Source organism: Azospirillum rugosum (genome assembly GCF_017876155.1).
Classification (GTDB): Bacteria; Pseudomonadota; Alphaproteobacteria; order Azospirillales; family Azospirillaceae; genus Azospirillum; species Azospirillum rugosum.
The window spans coordinates 207,096-231,786 of record NZ_JAGINP010000009.1 but is presented as its reverse complement, the minus strand read 5'-3'; the positions used below and the strand labels follow the sequence as shown (position 1 = coordinate 231,786).

Annotated in this window: 26 protein-coding genes; 9 read left to right on the top strand and 17 right to left on the bottom strand. The window is 70.0% G+C overall.

What is annotated here, in order from left to right:
• Positions 1-72: 72 nt before the first annotated feature.
• Positions 73-984, top strand: a complete 912-nt coding sequence (locus tag J2851_RS14670; RefSeq protein WP_209767025.1) for a LysR family transcriptional regulator — start codon at positions 73-75, stop codon at positions 982-984.
• Here the strand turns inward: J2851_RS14670 and J2851_RS14665 are convergent.
• On the bottom strand, positions 930-2,813 hold the full coding sequence (locus tag J2851_RS14665) for a CHASE domain-containing protein (RefSeq protein WP_209767024.1): 1,884 nt from the start codon (positions 2,811-2,813) through the stop codon (positions 930-932). The genes J2851_RS14670 and J2851_RS14665 overlap by 55 nt on opposite strands.
• 1 nt (position 2,814) lies before the next feature.
• Positions 2,815-3,273 (bottom strand): response regulator, encoded by a 459-nt coding sequence (locus tag J2851_RS14660; protein WP_209767023.1) that lies wholly within the window; start codon positions 3,271-3,273, stop codon positions 2,815-2,817.
• Positions 3,274-3,642: 369 nt separating this feature from the next.
• Here J2851_RS14660 and cimA point away from each other — a divergent pair, with 369 nt between their 5' ends.
• The 4 genes from cimA (at position 3,643) to cowN (ending at position 7,423) form a co-directional block, all read left to right on the top strand.
• Positions 3,643-5,247 carry a citramalate synthase gene (cimA, locus tag J2851_RS14655; protein WP_209767073.1) on the top strand — a complete coding sequence of 535 codons (1,605 nt, stop codon included), beginning with the start codon at positions 3,643-3,645 and terminating at the stop codon, positions 5,245-5,247.
• A gap of 196 nt (positions 5,248-5,443) precedes the next feature.
• Complete coding sequence (locus tag J2851_RS14650) at positions 5,444-6,214, top strand: RNA methyltransferase (RefSeq protein WP_209767022.1); 771 nt, start codon at positions 5,444-5,446, stop codon at positions 6,212-6,214.
• Between the two features lie 57 nt (positions 6,215-6,271).
• Entirely contained in the window at positions 6,272-6,997 is a 726-nt protein-coding gene (locus J2851_RS14645) for a PAS domain-containing transcriptional regulator (RefSeq protein ID WP_209767021.1), read from the top strand.
• Between the two features lie 129 nt (positions 6,998-7,126).
• Positions 7,127-7,423: a N(2)-fixation sustaining protein CowN gene (gene cowN / locus J2851_RS14640; RefSeq protein WP_209767020.1), complete on the top strand. Its 297-nt coding sequence runs from the start codon at positions 7,127-7,129 to the stop codon at positions 7,421-7,423.
• A 109-nt stretch (positions 7,424-7,532) separates the two neighbouring features.
• On the opposite strand, the gene J2851_RS14635 is transcribed toward cowN, so the two are convergent.
• Positions 7,533-8,858, bottom strand: coding sequence for a PQQ-dependent sugar dehydrogenase (locus J2851_RS14635; protein WP_209767019.1), 1,326 nt, complete (start codon positions 8,856-8,858; stop codon positions 7,533-7,535).
• 247 nt (positions 8,859-9,105) lie between these two features.
• Between J2851_RS14635 and rpsD the strand changes: the two genes are divergently transcribed.
• The 3 genes from rpsD to J2851_RS14620 all read left to right on the top strand — a co-directional run bounded on the left by rpsD (position 9,106) and on the right by J2851_RS14620 (position 10,391).
• Positions 9,106-9,720: a 30S ribosomal protein S4 gene (rpsD, locus tag J2851_RS14630; RefSeq protein ID WP_209767018.1), complete on the top strand. Its 615-nt coding sequence runs from the start codon at positions 9,106-9,108 to the stop codon at positions 9,718-9,720.
• A 121-nt stretch (positions 9,721-9,841) separates the two neighbouring features.
• Positions 9,842-10,066, top strand: a complete 225-nt coding sequence (locus J2851_RS14625; RefSeq protein WP_209767017.1) for an AbrB/MazE/SpoVT family DNA-binding domain-containing protein — start codon at positions 9,842-9,844, stop codon at positions 10,064-10,066.
• Complete coding sequence (locus J2851_RS14620; protein WP_209767016.1) at positions 10,056-10,391, top strand: type II toxin-antitoxin system PemK/MazF family toxin; 336 nt, start codon at positions 10,056-10,058, stop codon at positions 10,389-10,391. Before J2851_RS14625 ends, J2851_RS14620 begins: the two co-directional genes overlap by 11 nt.
• 89 nt (positions 10,392-10,480) lie before the next feature.
• On the opposite strand, the gene J2851_RS14615 is transcribed toward J2851_RS14620, so the two are convergent.
• A complete protein-coding gene (locus J2851_RS14615) occupies positions 10,481-11,584 on the bottom strand; it encodes an alkene reductase (protein WP_209767015.1) in 1,104 nt (367 codons plus the stop codon).
• 171 nt (positions 11,585-11,755) lie between these two features.
• On the opposite strand from J2851_RS14615, the gene J2851_RS14610 reads away from it, so the two are divergent.
• Entirely contained in the window at positions 11,756-12,460 is a 705-nt protein-coding gene (locus tag J2851_RS14610) for a TetR/AcrR family transcriptional regulator (protein WP_209767014.1), read from the top strand.
• A 9-nt stretch (positions 12,461-12,469) separates the two neighbouring features.
• On the opposite strand, the gene rarD is transcribed toward J2851_RS14610, so the two are convergent.
• The 13 genes from rarD to J2851_RS14545 form a co-directional block, all read right to left on the bottom strand.
• On the bottom strand, positions 12,470-13,417 hold the full coding sequence (rarD, locus tag J2851_RS14605; RefSeq protein ID WP_209767013.1) for an EamA family transporter RarD: 948 nt from the start codon (positions 13,415-13,417) through the stop codon (positions 12,470-12,472).
• Between the two features lie 116 nt (positions 13,418-13,533).
• Complete coding sequence (locus J2851_RS14600) at positions 13,534-14,160, bottom strand: hypothetical protein (RefSeq protein ID WP_209767077.1); 627 nt, start codon at positions 14,158-14,160, stop codon at positions 13,534-13,536.
• Positions 14,157-14,636 carry a hypothetical protein gene (locus J2851_RS14595; RefSeq protein WP_209767012.1) on the bottom strand — a complete coding sequence of 160 codons (480 nt, stop codon included), beginning with the start codon at positions 14,634-14,636 and terminating at the stop codon, positions 14,157-14,159. Before J2851_RS14595 ends, J2851_RS14600 begins: the two co-directional genes overlap by 4 nt.
• A 12-nt stretch (positions 14,637-14,648) precedes the next feature.
• Positions 14,649-14,786, bottom strand: a complete 138-nt coding sequence (locus J2851_RS14590; RefSeq protein ID WP_209767011.1) for a hypothetical protein — start codon at positions 14,784-14,786, stop codon at positions 14,649-14,651.
• Positions 14,787-14,982: 196 nt separating this feature from the next.
• Positions 14,983-15,324 (bottom strand): Grx4 family monothiol glutaredoxin, encoded by a 342-nt coding sequence (gene grxD / locus J2851_RS14585; protein WP_209767010.1) that lies wholly within the window; start codon positions 15,322-15,324, stop codon positions 14,983-14,985.
• A gap of 71 nt (positions 15,325-15,395) precedes the next feature.
• Positions 15,396-15,635, bottom strand: coding sequence for a BolA family protein (locus J2851_RS14580; RefSeq protein ID WP_188260931.1), 240 nt, complete (start codon positions 15,633-15,635; stop codon positions 15,396-15,398).
• A 122-nt stretch (positions 15,636-15,757) separates the two neighbouring features.
• A complete protein-coding gene (locus J2851_RS14575; RefSeq protein ID WP_209767009.1) occupies positions 15,758-18,502 on the bottom strand; it encodes a sensor histidine kinase in 2,745 nt (914 codons plus the stop codon).
• Positions 18,503-18,682: 180 nt separating this feature from the next.
• The gene (locus J2851_RS14570; protein WP_209767008.1) at positions 18,683-18,919 is read right to left on the bottom strand and encodes a hypothetical protein; all 237 of its coding nucleotides are present in this window, start codon (positions 18,917-18,919) and stop codon (positions 18,683-18,685) included.
• Positions 18,916-21,108 (bottom strand): 3'-5' exonuclease, encoded by a 2,193-nt coding sequence (locus J2851_RS14565; protein WP_209767007.1) that lies wholly within the window; start codon positions 21,106-21,108, stop codon positions 18,916-18,918. Before J2851_RS14565 ends, J2851_RS14570 begins: the two co-directional genes overlap by 4 nt.
• Entirely contained in the window at positions 21,105-21,485 is a 381-nt protein-coding gene (locus tag J2851_RS14560) for a response regulator transcription factor (protein WP_209767006.1), read from the bottom strand. Before J2851_RS14560 ends, J2851_RS14565 begins: the two co-directional genes overlap by 4 nt.
• 236 nt (positions 21,486-21,721) lie before the next feature.
• Complete coding sequence (locus tag J2851_RS36555; protein WP_209767005.1) at positions 21,722-22,798, bottom strand: SPOR domain-containing protein; 1,077 nt, start codon at positions 22,796-22,798, stop codon at positions 21,722-21,724.
• Between the two features lie 165 nt (positions 22,799-22,963).
• Positions 22,964-23,881 carry an allantoinase PuuE gene (gene puuE, locus J2851_RS14550; protein WP_209767004.1) on the bottom strand — a complete coding sequence of 306 codons (918 nt, stop codon included), beginning with the start codon at positions 23,879-23,881 and terminating at the stop codon, positions 22,964-22,966.
• A gap of 54 nt (positions 23,882-23,935) precedes the next feature.
• Positions 23,936-24,526, bottom strand: a complete 591-nt coding sequence (locus tag J2851_RS14545; RefSeq protein ID WP_209767003.1) for a septation protein A — start codon at positions 24,524-24,526, stop codon at positions 23,936-23,938.
• Positions 24,527-24,691 lie beyond the last annotated feature (165 nt).

The following is a 24,691-nucleotide window of genomic DNA, read 5'->3' as shown; positions in this document are numbered from 1 at the left end:
GGTGGTCGGGGGCGGGTGACGGGCTTATCCTGCCCTGTTCATTCCCGGTCGGGCAGTCGCTATGATCGCACCATGACTGTTCAAAAACGTTCAGCTCTGCCGGCCGCGTCGATGGACTGGGACGACCTGCGCGTCTTCCTGGAGCTGGCCCGCGCCGGCAGCCTGTCGGCGGCGGCGCGGGCGCTGGGGCTCAGCCACGCCACGGTCGGACGGCGCATCGCCGCGCTGGAGGCGACGCTCGGCCGTCCGCTGGTGGACCGCCGTTCCGACGGCTACGGCCTGACCGCGGACGGGGAGGCGGTGCGCGCGCTTGCCGAGGGGATGGACGAGCGGGCGCTCACCATCCTGCGCCGCGCCGGGCATGAGGAAGGGCTGGCCGGCACGGTGCGGCTGACGATGACGCAGGCGCTGGCCGACCGCTTCCTGGTGCCGCGGCTGGCGCCGCTGCGCGCCCGGCATCCGGCCCTGGACCTGGAGGTGATCGCCGACAACCGCTCCCTCAGCCTCGCGCGGCGGGAGGCGGACCTCGCCATCCGGCTCGCCCGGCCGCAGAGCGGGGAGCTGTTCGCCCGGCGGCTCGCGACGATCGGCTACGCCCTCTACGCGGCCCCCGGCGCGCCCGACGCCCTGGTCGGCTTCGACGAGGCGCTGGCCGACCTGCCGGAGGCGGCGTGGCTCGCCCGGCACGCCGGCGGGCGCCGGATCGCCTTCCGCTCCAACAGCGTGCAGGCGCAGCTGGCCGCGGCGAAGGGCGGGTTCGGGGCGGCGCTGCTGCCCTGCTGGCTGGCGGCGGAGGAGGCGGGGCTGAAGCGGCTGCCGGCACCAGGTTCGCCGCTGGGGTCGCCGCTGGGGCCGCCGCTGGCGAGGGAGGCATGGCTGGTCGTCCACCGCGACCGCAAGGACGTGCCCCGCGTCCGCGCGGTGATCGATCACATTGTCGAGCTGTTCGAGGCGGAGCGCGCGCTGCTGGCCGGAGAGGGCTGAAGGCCGGCGCCTTCGCTGATGGCCGTGGCGCCGGCGTTGGCGGCCTTGGCCTCGGCGGCGGCGGGCGGCCGTGCGTCGCGCGGCACCTCCACCATGAAGATCGCCCCGCGGCCGGGCCGCGACAGCACCCGCAGGCGGTAGCCGAGCAACCGGGTCAGCCGCGCCACGGTGGCGAGGCCCAGGCCCAGCCCCTTGCGGCGGTCCCGCTCCGGGTTGCCGATCTGGTAGAAATCCTCGAAGATCAGGTGCATGCGGTCCTGCGGGATGCCGGGGCCGGTGTCCTGCACCTTGATGGCCACGAACTCCGCGCCGACGCGGCAGGCCAGCCGGATGGTGCCGGTGCGCGTGTATTTCAGCGCGTTGCTCAGCAGGTTGCGCACGATGCGTTCCAGCATCGACGGGTCGGTCGTCACGCGCACGTTGCAGGTGACGACGCGGAAGGCCAGCCCCTTGTCCGCGGCCTCCACCCGAACGTCCTCGCTGATGCGGGCCAGGAAGGCCGGCAGGTCGATCTCGGTCAGCTGCGGGCGGATGACGCCCGTTTCCAGCATGGCGATGTCCATCAGCGAGTTCAGCATACGCTGCGTCGCCTCGAAGGCGTCGCGGGCGGAGTCGACCAGCTTCACGGAGGCGGGCGTGTCCGCCCGCTCCCCGATCATGTGCAGGTAGATGCCCAGCGTTTGCAGGGGCTGGCGCAGGTCGTGGCTGGCGGCGGCGAGGAAGCGCGACTTGGCGGCGTTCGCCTCCTCCGCCTCCGCCCGGGCGCGGGCGAGCGCGTGGTAGCTGCGGCGCAGCTCCGCCATGCGGTCGCGGTCCTGGAGCACGGAGTTGACGACGGCGACCAGCAGCAGCGCGATGATCACCCCGGCGACCAGCACCGCGCGGGGTGTGGCGTGGTCGATCCCGGACTCGAAGGCGGGGGCGCTGGCGATGCGCAGGGTCCAGCGGCGGCCGAAGACGTCGATGTGCCGGATCTCCTGGAAGCGCGGGTGGTGGAGGGACGACTTCTCGAACAGCAGGGCGTCCGGCTCGGTCGACGGGCCGTCGTAGAGCTGGAGGTTCAGGTCGTCGGCCGCCTCGGGCTTCAGGATGGCCCGCATCAGGTCGTGCATGCGGAAGGGGCTGTAGACGAAGCCCAGCAGCGCGTCGTGCCGGTCCGCGGGAGTGGCCTGCGGCAGGCGCTGGTCGTAGACGGGCAGATAGATCAGGAAGCCGGGCTGTACGTCGTCGTCCGTCTCCTGCACCAGGCGGAGCTTGCCGGTGGCGCTGGGGCTGCCGGTGCCGCGGGCCCGTTCCATGGCGGCGCGGCGCTCCGGCTCGGAATGCATGTCGTAGCCGAAGGCGCGCAGGTTGCGGCTGGCGAAGGGCTCGATGTAGACGACCGGGAAATATTCGGGCCGCACCCCGTCCGGCCTGACGTCGTAGCTGTAGAAGCCCTCCGCGCGGATGATGGCCTCGTGCATCTCCAGGTCGGCGGCCATCACGCGCTTGGCGTAGCCGATCCCCTGGATGCCGGGATAGCGGTCCTCCACATGCAGGCCGGACACGTAGGTCCGCCACTCCTCGCGGGAGGCGCGGCCGCCGGCCGCGTTCATCATCGCCACGCCGCCGTGCAGCATCTGCTCGTAGGCGCCGAGGCGCGAGGCGATGTCGCCGGTCAGGTCGCCCGCCCGCGCCTGGAAGCGCGCGTGGGCCAGCCGGTCGTTCTGGTCGGTCAGCAGCAACCAGGCCAGCCCCGTCAGCAGCAGACCGAGGCCGAAGACCACCCAGCTCTCCCAGGAACGGAGCGGCCGCCCCCGCGGGCGGTCACCCGGCGGTGTCGGGATCATGTCACGCCGGCGCCCCCCTGGCGGGAGGTTCACTGGCGGAAGAATCCGGCGGCGGATCGCCGCTGGTCCCCTGGAGGGCCTTGCCAAGCACCGCCTGGAGGTGGGGCGGCAGGACGGGCTTCTGCAATATGGTCAGCCCGCGGGCGCGCGCCTCCCGGATGCCGTCGGTGGAGGTGTCGCCGGTGATGATCACGGCCGGCACGTGGGTCCCGACCTCCGTCCGGATGCGGTCGATGGCCTGCACGCCGGTGCGCCCCTCGCGCAGGCGGTAGTCGGCGAGGATGGCGTGCGGCCGCTCGTCGAGCGCGCTGAGGCGCTCCACCGCCTCGCCCTCGCTTTCGGCGGCGATGACGCGGTAGCCCCACATCTGGAGAAGCAGGTTCAGCGCCTGCAGCACGGTCCGCTCGTCGTCGATGACCATGACGAGCTTCTCCCGCGCCTCGCTGCCCGCCTCCGTCACGGCTTGCCATCCATTCGCCAGAACCCACCCGTCGCTAAAGGCCGGTCATTGCCAGGAACAACACGCCGGCCGTCGGAAAAGCATCGCGTCCATGCCGCAAAGGGGCGTGGTGTTTAGCACAGGAGGTCGGTCATTTGGTCAGCGGAATTGTCCTTTTACCTCCAAAGCCCAGGGGCCCGGTCGGTTTGTTTAAGGAGACCGATAAACGGGAACAGCCATGCACGCGCAGCTTTCCATCAAAATTGCGCCCGTATTTGAAACCTGTCCACGAAAAGGATTGTGAAGCCGGTACGCATCCGCCATTCTTCCGGCCTTTCGGCCGGTCCTATGACCTGCGTTCGGGTGACCCAGTTTTTTCAGGCGGCGGCGATGACGGGCGAGCGGATTTTCCTGTACGACACCACCCTGCGCGACGGCGCGCAGACCCAGGACGTGGATTTCTCCGTCGCCGACAAGATCGCCATCGCCCGCGACCTGGACCGGCTGGGCATCGACTATGTCGAGGGCGGCTGGCCCGGCGCGAACCCGACCGACGACGCCTTCTTCGCGCAGGCGCCGGAGCTGAAACGGTCAACCTTCACCGCCTTCGGCATGACCCGCCGGCCGGGGCGCAGCGCGGCGAACGACCCGCAGCTGGCGGCGCTGATCCAGTCGACGGCGCGCGCCGTCTGCATCGTCGGCAAGACCTGGGACTTCCACGTGGACGTGGCGCTGGCCATCCCGCGGGAGGAGAACCTGGAGCTGATCGCCGACAGCGTCGCCGCGCTGAAGGCCGCGAAGGGCGAGGCGCTGTTCGACGCGGAGCATTTCTTCGACGGCTACAAGCGCAACCCGGCCTACGCCGCGTCCTGCATCCGCGCGGCCTTCGAGGCCGGCGCGCGCTGGATCGTGCTGTGCGACACCAACGGCGGCACCCTACCGCACGAGGTCGAATCCATCGTCCGCCAGGTGGTGGAGGAGCACGGCATCCCCGGCGACCGGCTGGGCATCCACTGCCACAACGACACGGAGAACGCCGTCGCCAATTCGCTGGCCGCGGTGCGGGCCGGCGCGCGGATGGTGCAGGGGACGATCAACGGCCTGGGCGAGCGCTGCGGCAACGCCAACCTCGTCTCGCTGATCCCGTCGCTGATGCTGAAGATGGGCTGCGACGTCGGCATCCGACCGGACGACCTGCCGCTGCTGACCGAGATCAGCCGCAAGTTCGACGAGCGGCTGAACCGCGCCCCCAACCGCCACGCCGCGTACGTCGGCGCCAGCGCCTTTGCCCACAAGGGCGGGCTGCATGTGTCGGCGGTGGAGAAGGACCCGTCCTCCTACGAGCATGTGGCGCCGGAGGCGGTCGGCAACCGCCGGCAGATCGTCATGTCGGACCAGGCCGGCCGCTCCAACGTCATCGCGCGGCTGCGCGAGATGGGCATGGCCGTGGACCCGAAGGACGAGCGGCTGAACCGCCTGCTCGACCTCGTCAAGCAGCGCGACACGGAGGGCTACGCCTACGACACGGCGGAGGCCAGCTTCGAGCTGCTGGTCCGGCGCGAACTGGGCGAGGTGCCGGACTATTTCACCCTGAAGCGCTTCCACGTCACCGACGAGCGCCGCTACAACGCGAAGGGCGAACTGGTCGTGGAGTCCGAGGCGGTCGTCCGCGTGCGGATCGGCGGCACGGAATACCACGAGGTGGCCGCGGGCAACGGCCCGGTGAACGCGCTGGACACCGCCATGCGCAAGGCGCTGGAGCCGCGCTACCCGGCGCTGGGCGGGGTGAAGCTGTCCGACTACCGCGTGCGCATCCTGGCCGCCAAGGACGGCACGGGCGCCAAGCCGCGCGTGCTGATCCGCTCCCAGAACGGCGACGGGGCGGAGTGGTCGACGCTGGGCGTGTCCACCAACATCATCGAAGCCTCCATGGAAGCGCTGGTGGACAGCTACGCCTTCACGCTGTTCAAGGGCGGGGTCCAGCCGCGGGGGTGACGGCTTCGCCGGCGGATAACCACAAAGACACAAAGGGCACAAAGGATTTCACAAAGGGGCTTCCGCCCGCCGGCGCTCCGGCGCAGGGCAGGGTCTTTGTGAAACTCTTTGTGTCCTTTGTGTCTTTGTGGTGAAAATCCGTCGCCGCTCCAGGCCCGTTGTCACCTGACGAACCGCTAAGAACTGTTTTGAACCGATGACCTCCGGCAAAGATCCCAACCGTCCGTCCGTCCTGGGCGGCCCGACCATCATCCTGGTCCAGCCGCAGCTGGGCGAGAACATCGGCGCCTGCGCGCGGGCCATGCTGAATTGCGGCCTGACCGAGCTTCGGCTCGTCAAGCCGCGCGACGGCTGGCCGAACGAGAAGGCCGTGGCCGCCGCGTCGGGCGCCGACCTCGTGCTGGACGGCGCCAAGCTGTACGAGACGACGGCGGAGGCGGTCGCCGACCTGAACGTCGTCTTCGCGACCACCGTGCGCACCCGCGGCATGATCCAGGAGTTCATCACCCCGCGCACCGCCGCCACGGAGCTGCGCGCCCACTTCGATGCCGGCCACAAGACCGGCGTGCTGTTCGGGCCGGAGCGCACGGGCCTCGTCAACGACGACCTGACGCTGGCGGAAAAGCTGATCACCGTGCCGCTGAACCCGTCCTTCTCCTCGCTGAACCTGGCGCAGGCTGTGCTGCTGATCGGCTACGAGTGGTTCCAGACCGGCGAGATCCCGCCCGACCGCGTCCTGCACACCGGCCAGACGCGCCCGGCGACCAAGGCGGAGCTGCTGAACTTCTTCGAGCATCTGGAAGGGGACCTGGACCGCACCGGCTTCTTCACCACGCCGGAGAAGCGGCCCTCCATGGTCCGCACGCTGCGCAACGCGCTGGAGCGCATGCAGATGACCGAGCAGGAGGTGCGCACCTTCCACGGCGTCATCGCCGCGCTGACCGGGCGTCGCAAAGGCGAGCCGTAACCCCGTTCGCTTCTAACTTGTTGTCTGCCGGGGGCAATCGCGGCCTATACTGCCCTCATGGAATACACCCTCCAGCATATGGACGTGGGCCTCGTCCTGCTCGACGGCGACCGGCGCGTGGTGTCGGTCAACGCCGCGGCAGAGCGGATGGTTGGGCGCTCCCGTCCGTTGCTGGGGGCCAGTCTGCACGACCTGCACCCGCCGGGCAGCCGCGCCAAGGTGGAACTTCTGCTGGCCGCCGCCCACGATCCCGACTCCCCGGCCGCCGCCAGCTCCATGATGGTCGCCCTGCCGGGCCGGACCATGGTGGTGAAGGCCTCGGCGCTCGCCCAGGGCGACGCGACCTTCGTCGCGCTGATGCTGCTGGAGGTTCCCAAGCCCGGCGCCGTGGCGGAACCGCCGCCCGTTGTCCATCCGCCTGTTCCGGAACCGGTGCCGGAGCCCGCCCCGCCGCTGGTGAAGCTGCCCATCACGACGCGCCAGGGCGTGGTGCTGCTCGACCCGGCCGCCGCCGTCTATGTCCAGGCCAACGGCCATTACACGACCGTGCACACGGCCGAGGGGGCCTTCTTCTGCTCCCTGTCCCTGTCGGACCTGGAGGCGCGGCTCGACGGGCGGCAGTTCGTGCGGGCGCACCGTGGCTACATCGTGAACCTGCGCCACGCCCGCGCCATCGACCGCAGCGATGGGCGCGCCGCCTTCGTGATGGCTGCGCCGGGCTCGCCCCGCGTCCCCGTCAGCCGCGGGCGGATCGACCGGCTGAAGAAGCTGCTGGCGCTGTAGTCCCGGCCGTTCGCGCGCTGATCCAGCCGTTCACGCGGCCGGTCCGCCGTTCGTGAAGCGCGGCTTGCCCTGGACGCAGCGGTCCGCGATCACGGAGACCAACCATCCTCTGCCGTGGGAACCGCAACCGTGGACGCAACCGACTCCCCCGACCGCTACGTCTCCTTCAAGGGCATCGACTGCGAGGGCAACTCGCGCCGCATCATCGAGCGGCTGTATTCGCACATCAACGATCCCGCCAAGACCAACGCCTTCTGGGAACGCTTCAAGGAGAAGCTGGCCGTCGCCGACGACCCGTTGAAGCGGCAGGCGGACGGGTTGTGCCTGCTGTGCGCCAACGTCTATTACATCTCCGACCTGTTCGAGGAACACGACGACGAGGAAGGTCTGGCGATGCTGCGCAAGCTGGAGGACGAGTGCTGCTGACCCCCACTGTCATTCCCGCGAAGGCGGGAATCCAGGGCACATCAGCCACGTAGCGGCGGAGTTTCCTGGATCCCAGCCTTCGCTGGGATGACGAAAGGGAAAGTGGGGCTCAGCGCTTCCCGCTCAGCTTGCGCGCGCTGGAGCCCGTGTAGGACACCCGCCAGACGGAGCCCCGGCTGTCGGCGATCAGCAGGCTGCCGTCCTTGGCGATCGCGAGCCCGGCCGGCCGCCCCCAGGTCAGGGGACGCTTGTCACCGTCGTTTTCGTTCGGCAGGCGGAAGCCGCTGGCGAAGACCTCATAGCCGCCGGCCGGCTTCTTGCCCTCGAACGGCACGAAGACGACCGTGTAGCCCACGGGCTCCGACCGGCTGGAGGAGCCGTGCAGCGCCACGAAGGCGCCGGTGCGGTAGCGCGCCGGCCCGTTCAGCCGGTCGGCGAAGACCATGCCGATCGGCGCGGAATGGGATTCGAGCAGCACGTCCGGCACAATGGTCCGCGCGACGAGGTCCGGCCGCTTGTCGGCGAAGCCCGGCTGCGGGTTCGGGCCGGCGTAGGCGTAGGGCCAGCCGTAGAAGCCCCCCGGCTCGATCCGCGTGAAGAAGTCCGGCGCCAAGCCGTCGCCCAGCCCGTCGCGCTCGTTCACCACGGCGTAGAGGTCGCTGCTGCCCGGCCGGAAGGCCATGCCCACGGGGTTGCGCAGGCCGGTGGCGATGGCGCGCGCCTCCCCGCCGTCCGGCGTCCCGTCGCCCATAAGTCCCTCAATGGGAAATTCCTGGATGGTGGCGCGCGGCGGGTCCTCCTCCGCGAGGTTGGCGGCGGAGCCGACGCCGACGTAGAAATGCTTACCGTCCGGCGCGATGGCGAGCGAGCGCGTGTCGTGCCCCTCGCGCCCACCCAAGGCGCCCGGCGGAGTGAGGCGCTGGCGCTCCCCCGGTGCGGTGGTGGCGCCCTCCCGCCAGGGCAGCCGCCACACCGCCTCCGTGTCGGCGACGTAGACGAAGCCCTCGTGGAAGGCCAGCCCGAAGGGCTTGTCGAAACCGCCGGCCCACAGCCAGGACTCGTCGGCCTCGCCCTTTCCGTCGCCCTTTCCGTCGGTGTCGCGGAGCAGGGTCAGGGTGCCGGGCCTCTGCTGCGCCACCAGCACGCCGCCGTCGGGCAGCACCAGCAGGTTGCGGGCGTTCTCCACATGGTCGCGGAACAGCGTGGCCCGGAAGCCGGCGGGCACCTGCAACGGCGCCTTCGCCGGCCGGTCGACCGGGACCGGCTTGTTGGACACCGACGGCGTGGCGTTGGGGGCGGGCAGATCCTCCACCGTCAGGCGGACGGTGTCCCCGGCGGTCTGCGCCACGTCGCGCGCGAGCGCCGGGGCGTTGAGCGTCAGGGGAAGAAGTGCTGCGAAGGCGAGGCCTTTGCCCAGGAGTCCGCTAATCGTCAAGGCACGTCGGTCCGGTTGGTGGGCGGTCTTGCGTGCCTTAACGGGATTGGGGCGGGAAGGGCACGCAGGCGGCGGCGGATTTGCGTGGTTTTCCGGCGACTCCGCGTTTGACAAGCCGGGGCGGATCCGTATAGTGCGCCGCTTCAACTCCTGGGAAGGCGGGCGTGCCTGTTCGTTTGCGCCCCGTCCGCGGCCTGCTCCGCGGAACTACCGGGACAAAACCAACTCGTGTTCCATCGAGGACAAGATGAGCAAGCGTCAAGAGTCCAAGTACAAGATCGACCGCCGCCTCGGCGTCAACCTCTGGGGCCGCGGCAAGTCGCCGATCAACAAGCGCGAGTACGGCCCGGGCCAGCACGGCCAGCGCCGCAAGAAGCCGTCGGACTACGGCCTGCAGCTGATGGCCAAGCAGAAGCTGAAGGGCTACTACGGCAACATCGGCGAGAAGCAGTTCCGCCGCATCTACGCCGAGGCCGTGCGCCGCAAGGGCGACACCGGCGAGAACCTGATCGGCCTGCTGGAGCGCCGTCTGGACGCGGTCGTCTACCGCATGAAGTTCGCGCCGACCCCGTTCGCCGCGCGCCAGATCATCAACCACGGCCACATCCTGGTCAACGGCCGCCGCCTGAACATCCCGTCGGCCCAGATCAAGGAAGGCGACACCATCGAGGTGCGCGCCAAGTCCAAGCAGATGGCCCTCATCCTGGAGGCCGTCGCCTCGGGTGAGCGCGACACGCCGGATTACCTGGAAGTCGACACCGGCTCCCTGAAGGGCCGCTTCGTCCGCGTCCCGCAGCTGGCCGATGTCCCGTACCCGGTCCAGATGGAGCCGAACCTGGTCGTCGAGTTCTACTCGCGCTGATCCATCGGTTCCGCCGAAACAGGAAAGGCCGCGCCCCCGGGCGCGGCCTTTTTTGTTGGGGATGGGAGCAGGCGGCAGCCGGTGCTATATTTAGGGCATCGGTTGTTGGCGGAGGCCTTCCATGCATATTTCCCGGCTTTCCGCCGACAACAAGGCGCTGATCCCCCCGGAAGTCCGCGATGCGCTGGGCTTGAAGGAGGGCGATCCGATCCTGTTTTCCGTCAAGGACGGGCAGGCGGTCATCCGCAAGGCACCGGCCAGCGATACGGCCTACCTGCGCGCGCTCGAAGGCAGCCTGTCCGAATGGTCGTCGCCGGAAGACGACGAGGCCTTCGATGATCTTTGATCGCTGGTCGGTCGTGGTCGTTCCGTTTCCCTTCACCGACCACAGCACATCGAAGCGCAGGCCAGCTCTGGTGTTGTCGTCTGCGGATTTCCAGAGAACACACGGGCATATTGTTTGCGGCATGATCACCAGTGCCGCGCAAAGCGATTGGCATTCAGATGTGATGCTGGAGGCCTATGGCGACGCTGGCCTGAAAAAGCCCTGCAAATTTCGCTGCAAGCTGTTCACACTCCAGGACAATCTCGTGCTTTACGGACTGGGCACCTTGGCGCCGGTCGATCAGGCCGCCGTGACGTTGGCCGTCACGGACCTTCTGCCCCACTGAATCACCATTGCAGACACAAAGGCCGGAACCCTGGCGGGTCCCGGCCTTCGCGTGCGGGGGATCGGGGGCTGTCCCCCGCGGGGGGAGGGTCAGGCCTCCACCGACTCCAGGGTCGGGTAGTCGGTGTAGCCCTTGGTGTCGCCGCCGTAGTAGGTGCTGCCGTCCGGCGTGTTCAGCGCCGCGCCGCGGCGGAAGCGCTCCGGCAGGTCCGGGTTGGCGATGAAGGATTCGCCGAAGCTGACGGCGTCCGCCAGGCCGCTGGCGATGGCCTCCTCGGCCTTGTCCTTGGTGTAGCCGCCGTTGATGATGAAGGGGCCCTTGTAGATCTTGCGCAGCGTCGCCGCCACGTGCGGCGCGCCCTCCGGCGGGGCCATGCGGTTGCCGGGCAGGCCCTCGATGACGTGCAGGTAGGCGAGGCCGAAGGGGTTCAGGACCTCGGCGAGGTGGCTGTAGAGCGCCACCGGGTCGCTGTCGGCCATGTCGTTGAAGGCGCCCGTGGGCGACAGGCGCACGCCGACGCGGTTGGCGCCGATGGCGGCGGTCACCGCCTCCGCGATCTCCAGCAGGAAGCGGCAGCGGTTCTCGATGCTGCCGCCGTAGCGGTCGGTGCGCTTGTTGGTGCGGTCGCGCAGGAACTGGTCGATCAGGTAGCCGTTGGCCCCGTGGATCTCCACCCCGTCCAGGCCGGCGTCGAAGACCGCGCGCTTGGCCGCGTCGGCGAAGGCCTTGACGAGGCCGGCGATCTCGTCCGTCTCCAGGGCGCGCGGGGTGGGGAAGGGCTTCATGCCCTGGCCGGTGTACAGCTCGCCCGCCGCGGCGATGGCCGACGGGGCGACCGGCGCGGCGCCGTTCGGCTGGAACAGCGGGTGCGAGATGCGGCCGACGTGCCAGAGCTGCGCGACGATCCGGCCGCCCTTGCCGTGCACGGCTTCCGCCACGCGGCGCCAAGCGAGCGTCTGCGCGTCCGTGTGGATGCCCGGCGTGTTCGGGTAGCCCTGCGCGGTGTCGTTGACCTGGGTCGCCTCGGTGATGATCAGGCCGGCGGAGGCGCGCTGCGCGTAATACTCCGCCGCCAGGGCGGTGGGGACGTTGCCCTCGCCCGCGCGGCTGCGGGTCAGCGGCGCCATGATGACGCGGTTCGGCAGCTCGATCGCGCCAAGACGCAGGGGCGTGAAGAGATCGGCGTGGCTCATTGGTGCGGTGCCCTCTGGTTCGGTCCGCCCGTTCGACGCGGCGGTTGGTATGTATGCGCATACATACTTGCTACGGAGCCCGCCCTTGTCAAGTATGCGCTTGCATACCTATTATCAAAGAGGCGCGACGCTACGACGCGGCGCCGGGAGCATGGGCCGAGAGCAAGGGTTATGGGGACGCCGACCGTGGACGAGACGACCGCCGACGCACATCGGGACGCTGGCAATTCGGATACCGGTGATGGCTGTTGCGCCGTCGGTCCGGACGCGCCGGTCCGCAAGCGCGACCGGGAGGCGACCAAGGGCGCCCTGCTCGACGCCGCCAAGGCGGTGTTCGCGGAACGCGGCTTCGACGCCGCGACGACCCGCGACATCGCCGGCCGGGCGGGCGTGAACGAGCAGCTGATCCAGCGCTATTTTTCCGGCAAGGCCGGGCTTCTGCTGGCGGTGGTCGAGCGATACGGCCGGGAGGAGGGGAACGGCTGCGACCTGCCGCCGCCGGGCGACGACCTGGAGGCGGAGATCGCCGCCTTCCTGCTGCACCAGCTCCAGCACGCCTGGAAGTGCCGGGACTTCACCAAGGTGGTGCTGGACCGCGCGCTGATCGATCCCGCCATCGCGGAGGAGATGGGGCGCACCCTGTCGCAGAACCGCATCCCGTGCCTGGTGAACCGGCTGGAGACGTTCCGCGACCGGGGCGCCATCGCGGCCGACGCCGATCTCGCCAACGTCGCGGCGGGCATCGCGACGCTCAGCTTCGGACTGGGCTTCCTCGACCAGGTGGTGTTCGGGCGCTGTCCGGAACGGGTGGGCGATGTGGTCCGCACGCTCGCCCACACCATGGCCCACGGGCTGGCGCCGCGCGGCGGCGCCTGAGCGCCGTCCTTACTCGGCAGCGGTCGCCGCGCGGATCCTGTCGCGGCGGGCGAACAGGGCGTCGGCGGAATAGAGCGCCAGTGCCGCCCAGATGCAGGCGAAGGCCATCGCGTGGGACGCGGTGAAAGCCTCCCCATAGACCAGCACGCCCAGCAGCAGCTGGCCCGTCGGCCCGACATATTGCAGCACGCCCAGCGTGGACAGCGTCAGCCGGGCGGCGCCGATCATGAACAGGACCAACGGCACGGCGGTGACCGGGCCGGCCATGACCATCAGAAGGTCCGTGCCGATCCCGTGCATGCCGAAGTTCCCGGTGCCGTTGGCGCTCAGCCACAGCAGGTAGCCGAGCGCCGGCGGGACCAGCAGAGCCGTCTCCACCATCAGGCCGATCATCGGGTCGATGGCCGCCTTCTTGCGCACCAACGCGTAGAAGCCGAAGCTGAGCGCCAGCGCGAACGCCACCCAGGGCACCGACCCGTAGGACAGCACGAGGCTGAGCACGCCGGCCGCCGCGATCAGCACGGCGATCCCCTGCCGGCGCGACAGCCGCTCGTTCAGGAAGGCCATGCCCAACAGGACGTTGATGATCGGGTTGATGTAGTAGCCCAGGCTCGATTCGACCAAGCGGCCGTTGCCGATGGCCCAGATGAAGACGGTCCAGTTGGTGGCGATCAGGGCCGTGGTCACCAGGAAGACGCCCAACCGCCGCCAGCTTCCCACCCCCCGCAGGATGCCGGACAGCCCGCGGGTCGGCAACAGCCAGGCACCGACCAGCACGACGGTCCAGACCACGCGGTGCGCGACGATCTCGACCGCCCCGATGTCCCCCAGCTGCTTGAAGTAGACCGGCGCGAACAGCCCCCAGATCATGAAGGAGCTGAGCGCGGCGACGAAACCCAGGGTGGCGGGGCTGTGCCCGCCGCCTTGCGGCGTGGTGGGGGAGGGGGACTGGGCCATGCACCCCGTTTACCATGGGCGGAGGCACGGCGCGATGCGCGGCCATTCATGCCCGGGCTGCGCGCCGGGAATGGCGCACAACCTATGGGAGGGTGCGCCACCGCGCCCGGAGCGGATCAGCCGCCGCCCCCGCCGCCTCCACCGCCTCCACCTCCGCCGCCGCTGGCACCACCGCCGCCGCTGGCGCCACCGCCGCCGGATGCGCCGCCGGAAGCACCGCCGCCGGCTCCACCGGCTGCGCCGCCCATGCTGCCGGCCCCGGTGCCGCCAGCGCCGGCGTTGCCGGGGCCGGTGCTTCCGGCCGGCGCGGAGGAAGACCCTGTGGACCCGCCGGCGGCACCCGATCCGCCTCCCGTTCCGCCCGCCGTTCCACCTTGGCCCAGGGAGCCGGGGCGCCCGCCGACGCCGATCTCCCGCACCATGCCGCGGGCCTCGCGCAGGCGGTTGAGGCACCCGTCCGTATCGCCACGGCCAGCGGCGGCGCGGGCGTCGTCGAGCATGCCGCGCAGCTTGTTCTTCTGATCGCCGGTCAGGTTCGTTCCGCCACGTGCTCCGGCGATCGGCTGGTCGCCGAGGAACAGGTTGGAGAAGCGCGTGACCTCGTCACGGCAGGCCGACTGGCGTTCCTGCTTCGACGGCTGGGTTTGAGTCTGGCCTGTCTGGGCCTGCCCGGGAACCGGCAGGGCCGCCAGCGCGAGCAGCCCGCCGAGAAGGACCAGCGTGGAAGAGATTCGTTGTGTCATGGCTGGATCCTCCTCTCGCCGGGTGCGCCCGGTTCCGCGTCGGGCGCGGGGTAGACGCCGGCCCGCACCGTTTCGCCGCGCTTGGCCTCCACAGCGGTTGACGGGGGAGCGGTCGCCGCGCCGGTGTTGACGCTGCGCATCGCGGCGGCGGCCGGGCCGAGGTTCCCGGCGCGGGCCCCGTCCGGTTCCAGGATGGCCAGCGCGCGCTCCACCGCGTCCACGCGGGTCAGCGACACCACCACGAGCGCCCCGCCGAGCCGCACCGCCTCGGCGTAGTCGTGCGCCTCGCCGTCGGGCACGCCCCAGCCGGTCAGCAGGGACCACAGCCCGCCATGCCCGTCGTTCGCGCCGCCGAAGCCGCCGTCGAACACCACGTCCACGGTCAGGTCGTCGAACCCGGCGTCGAGCAGCTCGCGGCGCACGGTCTCGGCCTCGCTGCGCTGGTCGTACAGCGCGACGATCGTCTTTCGTGCCATGGGCGGCCTCCCTCAGCGCAGAAGGACGAGCAAAATCGCCGCGATCACGATCGCCGCGACCACCATCAGGACCGTCCGCGACTGCGCGCGCACCGTCCCGGCCCCTTCATAGACGCCCAGCTTGCGCGGGCCCGATCGTCCCATCGCCATGGCACCACCTCCGCCTGTTTTTTGGCCGCCTGTGTTCCGGCCGCCTGCATCCCAGCCGGCCAATTGCCGGTTGTTGTCGGTTGTGGAAAAGGAACACGGGGCGGCGGCGGCCGGTTCCTCCCCAAAGGGTTCCTCCGCAAAGGAAAAGGGCCCCGCCGAAGCGGAGCCCTTTTCAGAACCATCAATGCTTGGTCGTTCAGGCGTTGGCGCCGGTGGCGACGCCCTTGTCGGCCAGCAGCGACTGCAGCTCGCCCGACTCGTACATCTCGCGCACGATGTCGCAGCCGCCGACCAGCTCGCCCTTGACGTAGAGCTGCGGGAAGGTCGGCCAGTTCGAGTATTCCTTCAGACCCTGGCGCAGGCCCGGATCCTCCAGGATGTTGATGCCCTTGAACTTCACGCCGACGGTGCTGAGCACCTGGACGACGGCGGCGGAGAAGCCGCACTGCGGGAAGACGGGCGTGCCCTTCATGTACAGCACGACATCGTTGCCCTTGATGTCCTGCTCGATCCGTTCCTTGACGTTCTGGTCAACCATGTGTCCCGACCTTTTCCGATGTGTGCGTGGCTCGCTGGGTGCTGTTCCAACCGCCGCTTGGCGAATTTCTATTACGCGCCTTCCGGCACGGCGGTCGTCAGGGCCAGCGCGTGCAGCTCTCCGCCCATCTTACCCTGAAGCGCGGCGTAGACCATCTGATGTTGCTGCACACGAGACTTGCCTTTGAAGGCGGCGGACGTGACGAGCGCCGCGTAATGGTCGCCGTCGCCGCGCAGATCCGCGATCTCCACGGTCGCGTCCGGAATGCCTTCCCTGATCAGCTTTTCGATCACCGCGGCTTCCATCGCCATGGCCGTCATCCCGTTCCGTCAAACCCAGGCCCATCCGGGCGTCGCCGGTATAATTAGGCGCGCCGGTTGAGTTTGTCACCGGGGAAGCGTCGACAATCGGTGGAGTGCTTCCTTGGCCGACATCACCCGGCGTTCAGCGCCTCCGCCGCCAGAGGCACCGTGAAGGAGAAGGTCGCGCCCTGGCCGGGGGCGCTGTCGACGCGGATGTGGCCGCCGAGATGCTCGACGATGCGTTTGCAGATGGCGAGGCCCAGGCCGGTGCCCTGCGGCTTGTCGGTCATGGTGTCGCCGACCTGGCGGAAGCGCTCGAAGATGATGGCTTGGTGTTCCGGGGCGATGCCGGGGCCGGAATCGCGGACGGACACGGTGACCTCATGGCCCGCCACGGCGGCGGACACGGTCACCCGGCCGCCGGGCGGGGTGAATTTCGCGGCGTTGGACAGCAGGTTCACCACCACCTGCACCAGCCGGTCGTGGTCGCCGCGCACCGGCGGCAGGTCGGGGGGAAGCGCCACCTCCAGCCGGATCCCGCGGTCGAGGAAGAGCCGGCCGGTCGCCGCCGCCGCCTGTTCCACCGCCGCGCCCAAATCCATGGGGGCCACCTGCCAGTCGATCTCCCCGGCCTCGATTTTCGCCATGTCCAGGACCTGGTTGATCAGGCGGGTCAGGCGCTCGCTCTCCGTGATGACGGTGCCCAGGAACTCCTGCCGCTGCTCCATCTCGATGTCAGGGTGGTCGAACAGGATTTCCGTCAGCGCGCGGATGGAGGTCAGCGGCGTGCGCAGCTCGTGCGTCACGGTGGACAGGAACTCGTCCTTCAGCCGGTCCAGCTCCGTCAGCCGCAGGTTGGCGGCGCGCAGCGCGGCCGAGGCGCGCTCCAGCTCGGCGGTCTTGTGCTCCAGCTGGCGGCTGTACTCGATGACGTGGCTGGTCTCGTCCAGCATGCGCATCAGTTCCGGATAGCTGACCTCGCCCCCTTCGACCGCGGAGGCCAGCGCCACGCGGGCGGAGGCGCCGCCGATGGCTCCGGCGAGCAGCCGCTCCGCCCGGCGGACCAGCTCCGCCCCGGCCCGGCGCCGCGGGTCGATGCCGGCGAAGGCCGTCTCCGCCCGGTGCGGGCCGAGGAAGCGCGCGACGATGCGCTTCAGGTCGCCCACCGTGGCGGTGCCGCGCCACTGCATGTCGTCCACGGGAACACCGGTCAGGGAATTGGCGCCCAGCGACCCGTCGCTGTGCCGGAAGACCTCCACGAAGGCGGTGGCCTGCGCCCGTTCCCCCAGCCCCGGCCGGTCCAGCAGGGACACGACGGCGAAGGCGCCGACGTTCAGCAGCAAGCTCCAGAACAGCGCGTGGGTCAGCGGATCCAGCCCGTCCATCCCGAACAGGGCGTAGGGGCGCAGCAGGCCCACGCCCCAGGGGCCGGCCTCGATGAACGACCCTGGCAGCCAGCCGGACCGGGCGAAGCTGGGCAGCAGCAGCGTGTAGGCCCAGGTCAGGATGCCGGCGGTCAGGCCGGCCAGGGCGCCGCGCCGCGTCGCGCCGGTCCAGTAGATGCCGCCGAGCAGCGCCGGGGCGAACTGCGCCACCGCCGTGAAGGAGACCAGGCCGATGGCGCTCAGCGCGTAGGCAGAGCCGGCGAAGCGGAAATAGGCGTAGCCGAGCATCAGGATCGCCACGATGGCGGCGCGGCGGATGGCCAGCAGGAGCGGCGACAGGTCGTGCAGCCGGTCCAGCCGCGCGCTGCGGGCGCGCAGCAGAAGCGGCATGACGAGGTCGTTGGACACCATGGTGGACAGCGCGATGGCCTCCACGATGATCATGCCGGTGGCCGCGGACAGCCCGCCGATGAAGGCCAGCAGGGCCAGCCAGCCCTGGCCCTCGGCCAGCGGCAGGGCGACCACGAACATGTCCGGGTCAACCGACCCTTCCGGCAGGCGCATCAGCCCGGCCGCCGCCACCGGCAGCACGAACAGGTTGATCAGCAGAAGGTAGAGCGGGAGCAGCCACAGGGCGCGGGTCAGGTGCCGCTCGTCCACATTCTCGATCACCATCACCTGGAACTGGCGCGGCAGGCAGAGCAGCGCTGCGGCGGCCAGCAGCATCGTCGTCGCCCAGGACCCGTCGGCCAGCGCCGGCGCGGCGGTGAACAGGCGCCGGATGTCCGGATCCTCCGCCGCGCGGGCGAACAGGTCGGCGCTGCCGTCGTAGAGCCCCCAGACCACGACCCCGCCCAGAGCCAGGAAGGCCACCAGCTTGACCACGGACTCCAGCGCGATGGCGGCGACCATGCCCTCGTGGTGCTCGGCGGCGTCGATGTGGCGGGTGCCGAAGACGATGGCGAAGGCCGCCATCAGGATCGCCACGTAGAAGGCGTTGTCGAACACCACCGGCAGCGACAGCCCGCCGGTCAGCCCCGACGGATCGGCCCCCGACAGCACGTCGAAGCTGACCGCCACGGCCTTCAGCTGAAGGGCGATGTAGGGCGTCACCCCGATCACCGCGGTCAGCGCCACCAGCCCGCCGAGCCCTTGGCTGCGCCCGTAGCGGGAGGCCAGGAAGTCGGCGATGGAGGTGATGCGTTGCGCCTTGGCGATGCGCAGGATCTTGCGCAGCACCAGCGGCCCCAGAAGCATCAGCAGCGTCGGGCCGAGGTAGATCGGCAGGAAGCCGATGCCCAGCGACGCCGCCCGCCCGACCGACCCGTAGAAGGTCCAGGTCGTGCAGTACACCCCGAGCGAGAGCGCGTACACGTACGGCGACGCGATGACGCTGCGCCCCCCGTCCGCCCGCCGGTCCGCCCACCAGGCGACGGCGAAGAGGAGGAACAGGTAGGCGAAGCTCGCGGCGACGATGGCGGGGCCGGGCATAGGCTTAGGCCCGGGGGGTGGGGTGGGGAGTGGTTGAGTGGGGCCCCCACAAAGTCTTCGCGTTGGGCCCCCACCCTAACCCTCCCCCATCTTCGACGGGGGAGGGAATCTCTCCTCCCCCCGCCGCAGGTGGGGGGAGGTCGGGAGGGGGGCCCAGCGCAACCACGTCCCACATCGCCATCACCCCCGCCCCCCGCGTTCCAGCAGACGTGCCGACAGCGCGATCACCGCGGCCCAGACGCCCAGCACATACACGTACAGCAGCGGAAGCCCGAACAGCGTGTCGCCAGCACCGAAGACGCGCAGCAGCGGCGGGTTGAAGGCGACCAGCGCGAACAGGAACAGGGCGATCAGGCGGTCGGTGCCCGCTTTCGCGGGGGGCGGCGGGGAAGGCGGCGTGTCGGCCGCGCGGCTCAAAAGGCGCGCTCCCGCGCCGCCAGCTCCACGATCATGTTGGCGCCGCGGATGGCGTCGTCGAGCGTGTGGGCGCCGCGCTCCTTCAGCATCTCCACCATGCGCAGGAAGACCGCCGCGGTGACGAGGCTGTCGCCCAGCGCCGTGTGGCGGTCCACCACCTCGATCCCCAGCCGCTCCGCGATGCCGTCCAGCGTGTGGTCGCCGCCCTCGCCCAGCAGCATGCGCGACAGAAGCATGGTGTCCAGCACCGGGCTGTCGAACCGGACCCCCGCCGCCTGTTCCTTCATCTTCAGGAATTTCAGGTCGAAGGCGGCGTTGTGCGCGATCATCACCGCGCCGGAGACGAAGCTGCGGAACTGCGGCAGCACCTTGTCGATGGTCGGCTTGTCGGTGACCATGGCGTCGGTGATGCCGTGGAAGGGGATCGATTCCGGCGGGATGGAGCGCTTCGGGTTGACCAGCGCGTTGAAGGTCTCGCCGGTCAGGATGCGGCCGCCGACGATGCGCACGGCGGCGATCTGGATGATCTCGTCGCCGGTGCTCGGCGACAGGCCGGTCGTTTCGGTGTCGAACACCACGTAGTGGAGCTGGTCGAGCGGCGTGCGGCCAAGCTCGCTGGTCGCCAGCGGCTGGTGCAGCAGGTTGAAGTCGAAGAACTCCGGCCGCGAGGAGCTGCGCGCCGTGGTGTGCGCCGACGGCGGCTTCAGCGCCGGGGGCAGCGGCACGCGCAGGCGCGACCGGCCCTCCTGGCCCTTCACCGGCTCGCTCCACATCGTGCTCTTGTGGTGCTGGAGCACGTCGCCGACGGTCAGGCCGCCCAGTGCGTCCGGCAGCGGGTGGTCGAGCCAGCTGTCCACGATGCCGCTGGGCACCGCCGGCCCCTGCCAGCTGATGTCCAGATAGATCCACTGGCCCTCCGGCTCCACCGACAGGTCGTAGGCGGCGACGGCGGTCAGCGCGTGGACATACTCGATCAGGTAGCCGAACAGGATGACGAGGCTGTAGCTGTCGCCGTGCACCCACTGCGGCAGGCCGGTCAGCGTCACCCCGTACTGCGCCTCCGGACCGACCCGGTGGCGGATCAGGTTGATCAGGTTGTTGGAGTGGATGTCGCTCATCGGCCAGGAGCCGGTGACGACGGTGCGGTATTCCGCGGTGACGTGGGCCAGCCGTTCCGACAGCGTGTTGGAGGACTCCATCAGCGCGGCCTGGAAGGCGGCGCGCTCCTCCGGTCCCAGCTCCGGCGTGTCCTCCAGCGTTTCCAGCACGGCGCGCAGGTTGGCGATGGGCGCGCAGAAGCCTTCCGTCGCCTCGCGCAGCAGCGCGTCGCGCTGGCCGAGCGCCGCCAAGTCGCTGGTGGCGTCGGACAGGGTGATCACATAACCGGTGATGGAGGGCAACGCGTCGGAGCCCTCCGGCGCCTCCTGCAGGATCGCGCTCATGCGGCCGGCCAGCAGGATGCGGCCATCCGTGGTGGCGCCGACGAACTGGGCCGTGGTGCCGTGCTCGTGGTTGACGTGGCGCCCTTCGCGGACGCGCAGGGTCAGCCGCTCCAGCGTGTGGGTCACCGGCTCCGCCACCACAAAATGCAGCAGCGAGCGGCCGAGCCCCAAGTCGCCGGTCAGGTGCAGGATGTCCAGGGCTGTCTGGTTGTACAGCAGGATCTGGTGCTTCAGGTTGCAGACCAGCACGCCCTCGTGCAGGTCGCGCAGCACGGCGGCCAGCCGGGTCTTCTGCTCCTCCGCCTTGGCGGTCGATTCGGCGACGGCGCGGGCGGTATCGCGGCGGGCGGCGGCGAGCTTGTCCGACAGGTCGTTGATCGCCCGGGCCATGGGGACGAGGTCGCCGTAGCGGGCCAGCGGCACGCGGGCACCCATCCGGCCGTCCGCAGAGCCGTGCGCGATCAGCCCGGCCTCGCGGCTCAGCGTTTCCGACGCGCGGAGCAGGTGGCGGTCGACCGCCCACCACAGGCCCCAGACGCCCGCCGTCACCGCGGCGGTCATCACGACGGCGTAGGTGACGAAGGGGTCCTCGGACCCGGCGTTGTGCAGGGCCACCGCGGCGCCGATCGACAACAGCGGCAGGCCGAAACCGACGGCGCGGAAGGCCAGCGGGATGATCCGGCGAGGTGGCGACGCGCTCTGCGCGGACGCCGGAACCGCCTGCGCGCTCTCCGCCGGGACCGTCACGGCGCGGCCTCCGGTTCCAGGTACTTGCGGACCGTGGCGACGAGGTCGCGGGTCGAGAAGGGCTTGGTGACGTAGTCGGTGGCGCCCAGCGCCATACCTTTCTGCCGCTCCACGTCGCGGCTCTTGGCCGTCAGCATGATGATCGGAAGGTTCCGGTGGGCCGGGTTGGCGCGCAGCGACTGGCAGACGTCGAAGCCGTCGCGCTTGGGCATCATCGCGTCCAGCAGGATCAGGTCGGGCGGGCTGGCCTCCACGGACTGGAGCGCCTCCTCCCCGTTGCGGGCGATGCGGACGTCGAAGCCCGCCTTCTGCAACAGGACCTGAAGGGACAGGACGATGCTGGGCTCATCGTCGGCGACCAGGATGGTCGGCTTCATAACAGGGCTTCCTCCGATTCACCGGTCTGTTGCGCCGGTTTTGTTCGTTGTCGCGCTTTGTTTGCTTTTTGCTAAGCGTGCCCGATCAAAACCATGTTAGCGGCAAGGATAACGGCAGATCAAGACGAAGCCCGCCCGCAATACCGAAATTGCGGACGGGCCGGTCATTGAGAAAGAAGCGGAAATAACGGGGAAGAGACAGTTTGTCGCAGGCGCGGAACCACTCCGCGGCGTCTTCAGCGCGTCCCGACCACCAGGGCCGGAAGTCCCATCCTTGCCTTGAGCGAATCGGCGGCACGCTTTGCCGTTGCCCGGTCGGCGTAGCCGCCGACGCGCACCGCGTGCCAGGACCGCTGCTCCGCGTCGGTCCAGTCCACCACCTGGGCGGTGTAGCCGCTGTCGCGCAGCCGGCGCAGCAGGGCGTCGGCGTTGTCCGCGATCTGGAAGGTGCCGACCTGCACCGCGAAGTGCCCGTCCGGAACGGAGGGAACGGCCGGCGGCGTCAGCACGACCGGCTTGGGAGCCTGCGGCGGTGCGGCGGGGGGCGGCGCCGACGCGGACGGCTTGGCGGGCGCACGGGCCGGCGTCTTGGGGGCCAGCATGGCCTGGAGTTCGGCGGTTTCGGCCGGCTTGGCGGCCGGGACCGGCTTTGCCGGCTCCTCCGCCGGAGCGGGCAGCGGTGTCGCGGCCCTCGCGGGCTCCGGAGCGGCGGGCGCCGCAAGGGGCGCCGCAACGGGCGCGATGGTCGCCGTCGGCGGTTCGACCGGGGCGGCGGCCTGCGGGGGCTCCGGCGTCTTCAGGGCCGGGAGCGGCGTCTGGGGCAGGGCGACCGTGGGCGGTGCCGGGGCGACGAGCGGAGCGGCGGCCGGGGCCGGGGTGGCCGGCGCCGTGGAAACGGGGGCGCGGGCGATCAGCGGTTCGGGTTGTGCCGCGGGGGTGCGCGTCAGCGCGGGCGAGGCGCCGCCGGGGGCTGTGGTGGAGGGCGCGGCCGCGATCAGGGGCGGCGGCGCGGGCGGTGGGGCGTCGGCGCCCTGGTCGAAGATGACGATGGCGGCGCCGATGCCGGCGGCGGCGACCAGCGCCGCGGCGATCTTGCCGACCGGCAGATGCCGCTCCGCCTTCGCGTCGGCCTCGTCCTCCAGGACGGCGACGTCGTCGGCCGGGTCGGCCCTCAAGTCTTCGTTGAGGACGCGCAGAAGCTTGGCGATGTCATTGCTGTCCGCCTGGGTGGCCGGCTGGGCGGCCGATTGCGGGGCCGGCGCGGCGTCGCCCGCCTTCTTGCCGGCGGCCTTCATTTCGTCCTTGAACGTCACGGCGCAGCCCGCACCCCTGCAATTTCATTTCAACGGCCGAACGTCGCGGCCCGAACGGGCTACGACGCGGGTTGTAGCCCTTCTACTGTATTTCGGTGTTCGTTCAAACGGTCCTGCGACACCGTGGCGTGAGAAAGTTGTGGCTTTGCGCTGTTTCGGCTCCGATCAGGCCGATTTCCGGTAAGGATGTTCGGCCATCCAGTGCCGGGCGATGTCCAGGCGGGTGGCGATCCACACCCGGTCGTGCCCGCGGATGTAATCCAGGAACCGGGCCAGCGCCGCCGCGCGCCCCGGCCGTCCGACCAGTCGGCAGTGCAGCCCGACCGACATCATCTTCGGCTGGTCGGCGCCCTCGGCGTACAGCACGTCGAAGCTGTCCTTCAGGTAGGCGTAGAACTGGTCGCCGCTGTTGAAGCCCTGGTTCGTCGCGAAGCGCATGTCGTTGGCGTCGAGGGTGTAGGGCACGATCAGCTGCGGCCGGCCGAACTGGTCGTCCCAATAGGGCAGGTCGTCGGCGTAGCTGTCGGCGTTGTAGACGAATCCGCCTTCCTCCGACACCAGCCGCCAGGTGTTCGGGCTGCACCGCCCCAGATACCAGCCGAGCGGGCGGGAGCCGGTGACGCGCGTGTGGATGTCGATGGCGCGGTGCATGTGCTCCCGCTCCACCTCCTCCGGCAGGTGCTGGTAGTCGATCCAGCGGTAGCCGTGGGTGGCGATCTCCCATCCCGCGTCCAGCATGGCGCGGACGGCGTCCGGGTTGCGTTCCAGCGCCATGGCGACGCCGTAGACGGTGACGGGCATGGTCCGCTCGGTGAACATCCGGTGCAGCCGCCAGAAGCCGGCGCGGGCGCCGTATTCGTAGATCGACTCCATGTTCATGTGCCGCATGCCCGCGATGGGCTGGGCGCCGACGATCTCCGACAGGAAGGCCTCCGACGCGGCGTCGCCGTGCAGGACGCAGTTCTCGCCGCCTTCCTCGTAGTTGATGACGAACTGCACCGCCACCCGCGCACCGCCCGGCCAGTTGGCGTGGGGCGGCCGGGAACCGTAGCCGATCAGGTCGCGCGGGTAGCGTTCGGTCATGCGGGGACTCCGATGGCGGGCCAGAGATGGACGGTGGAAGGGCGGGATCGTTGTCTAGGAGGCCGAGGTCTTCTCGGCGGACTTGTCGGCCCCGGGTGTTGCGGCGGCGTCCGGCACTTGGTGGCGCAGGATCAGCGGGGCCTGCAGCGCGCTGAACAGAAGCGTCAGCGGCATGATGCCGAACACCTTGAAGTTCACCCAAGCGTCGGTGGTCATGGTGCGCCACACCGCCTCGTTCAGGGCGGCCAGCAGCAGGAAGAACCACGCCCAGCGGATGGCCAGCGTGCGCCAGCCCGCGTCGTCCAGGGTCAGGACCGTGCCCAGGATGTGCTTCAGCACGTTGCGCCGGGTCAGGTGCGCCGCGAACAGCACGGCGGCGAACAGCAGGTTGACCAGGGTCGGCTTGATCTTGATGAACAGGTCGTCCTGCAGCCACAGCGTCAGCCCGCCGAACAGCAGGACGAAGCCCGCGCCGACCACCGGCATGATCGGCACCTTCCGCTCGAAGTGCCAGGAGATCAGGACCGCCAGCGTGGTGGCGACCATGAAGACCCCCGTCCCGGCCATGATGCCGGCCTGGGAGTTGGCGATGAAGAAGGCGGCCAGCGGGCCGGCTTCGATCAGCAGTCGGGCGTACTGGTTCATGGTCCTGACATAGACCGATCCGCGGCGCGGATAAAGGGGGAAGCGGTGGGTGGGGACCTCCCCCCTCGGCGGGCCATCCGTTCTCGCACGCAGATCCCTTTCCTTTCTTGCGGAGAGCGACTACCACTTTGGTCATCCCGCATAAGGCGAGAAAGGCAGGGGGCG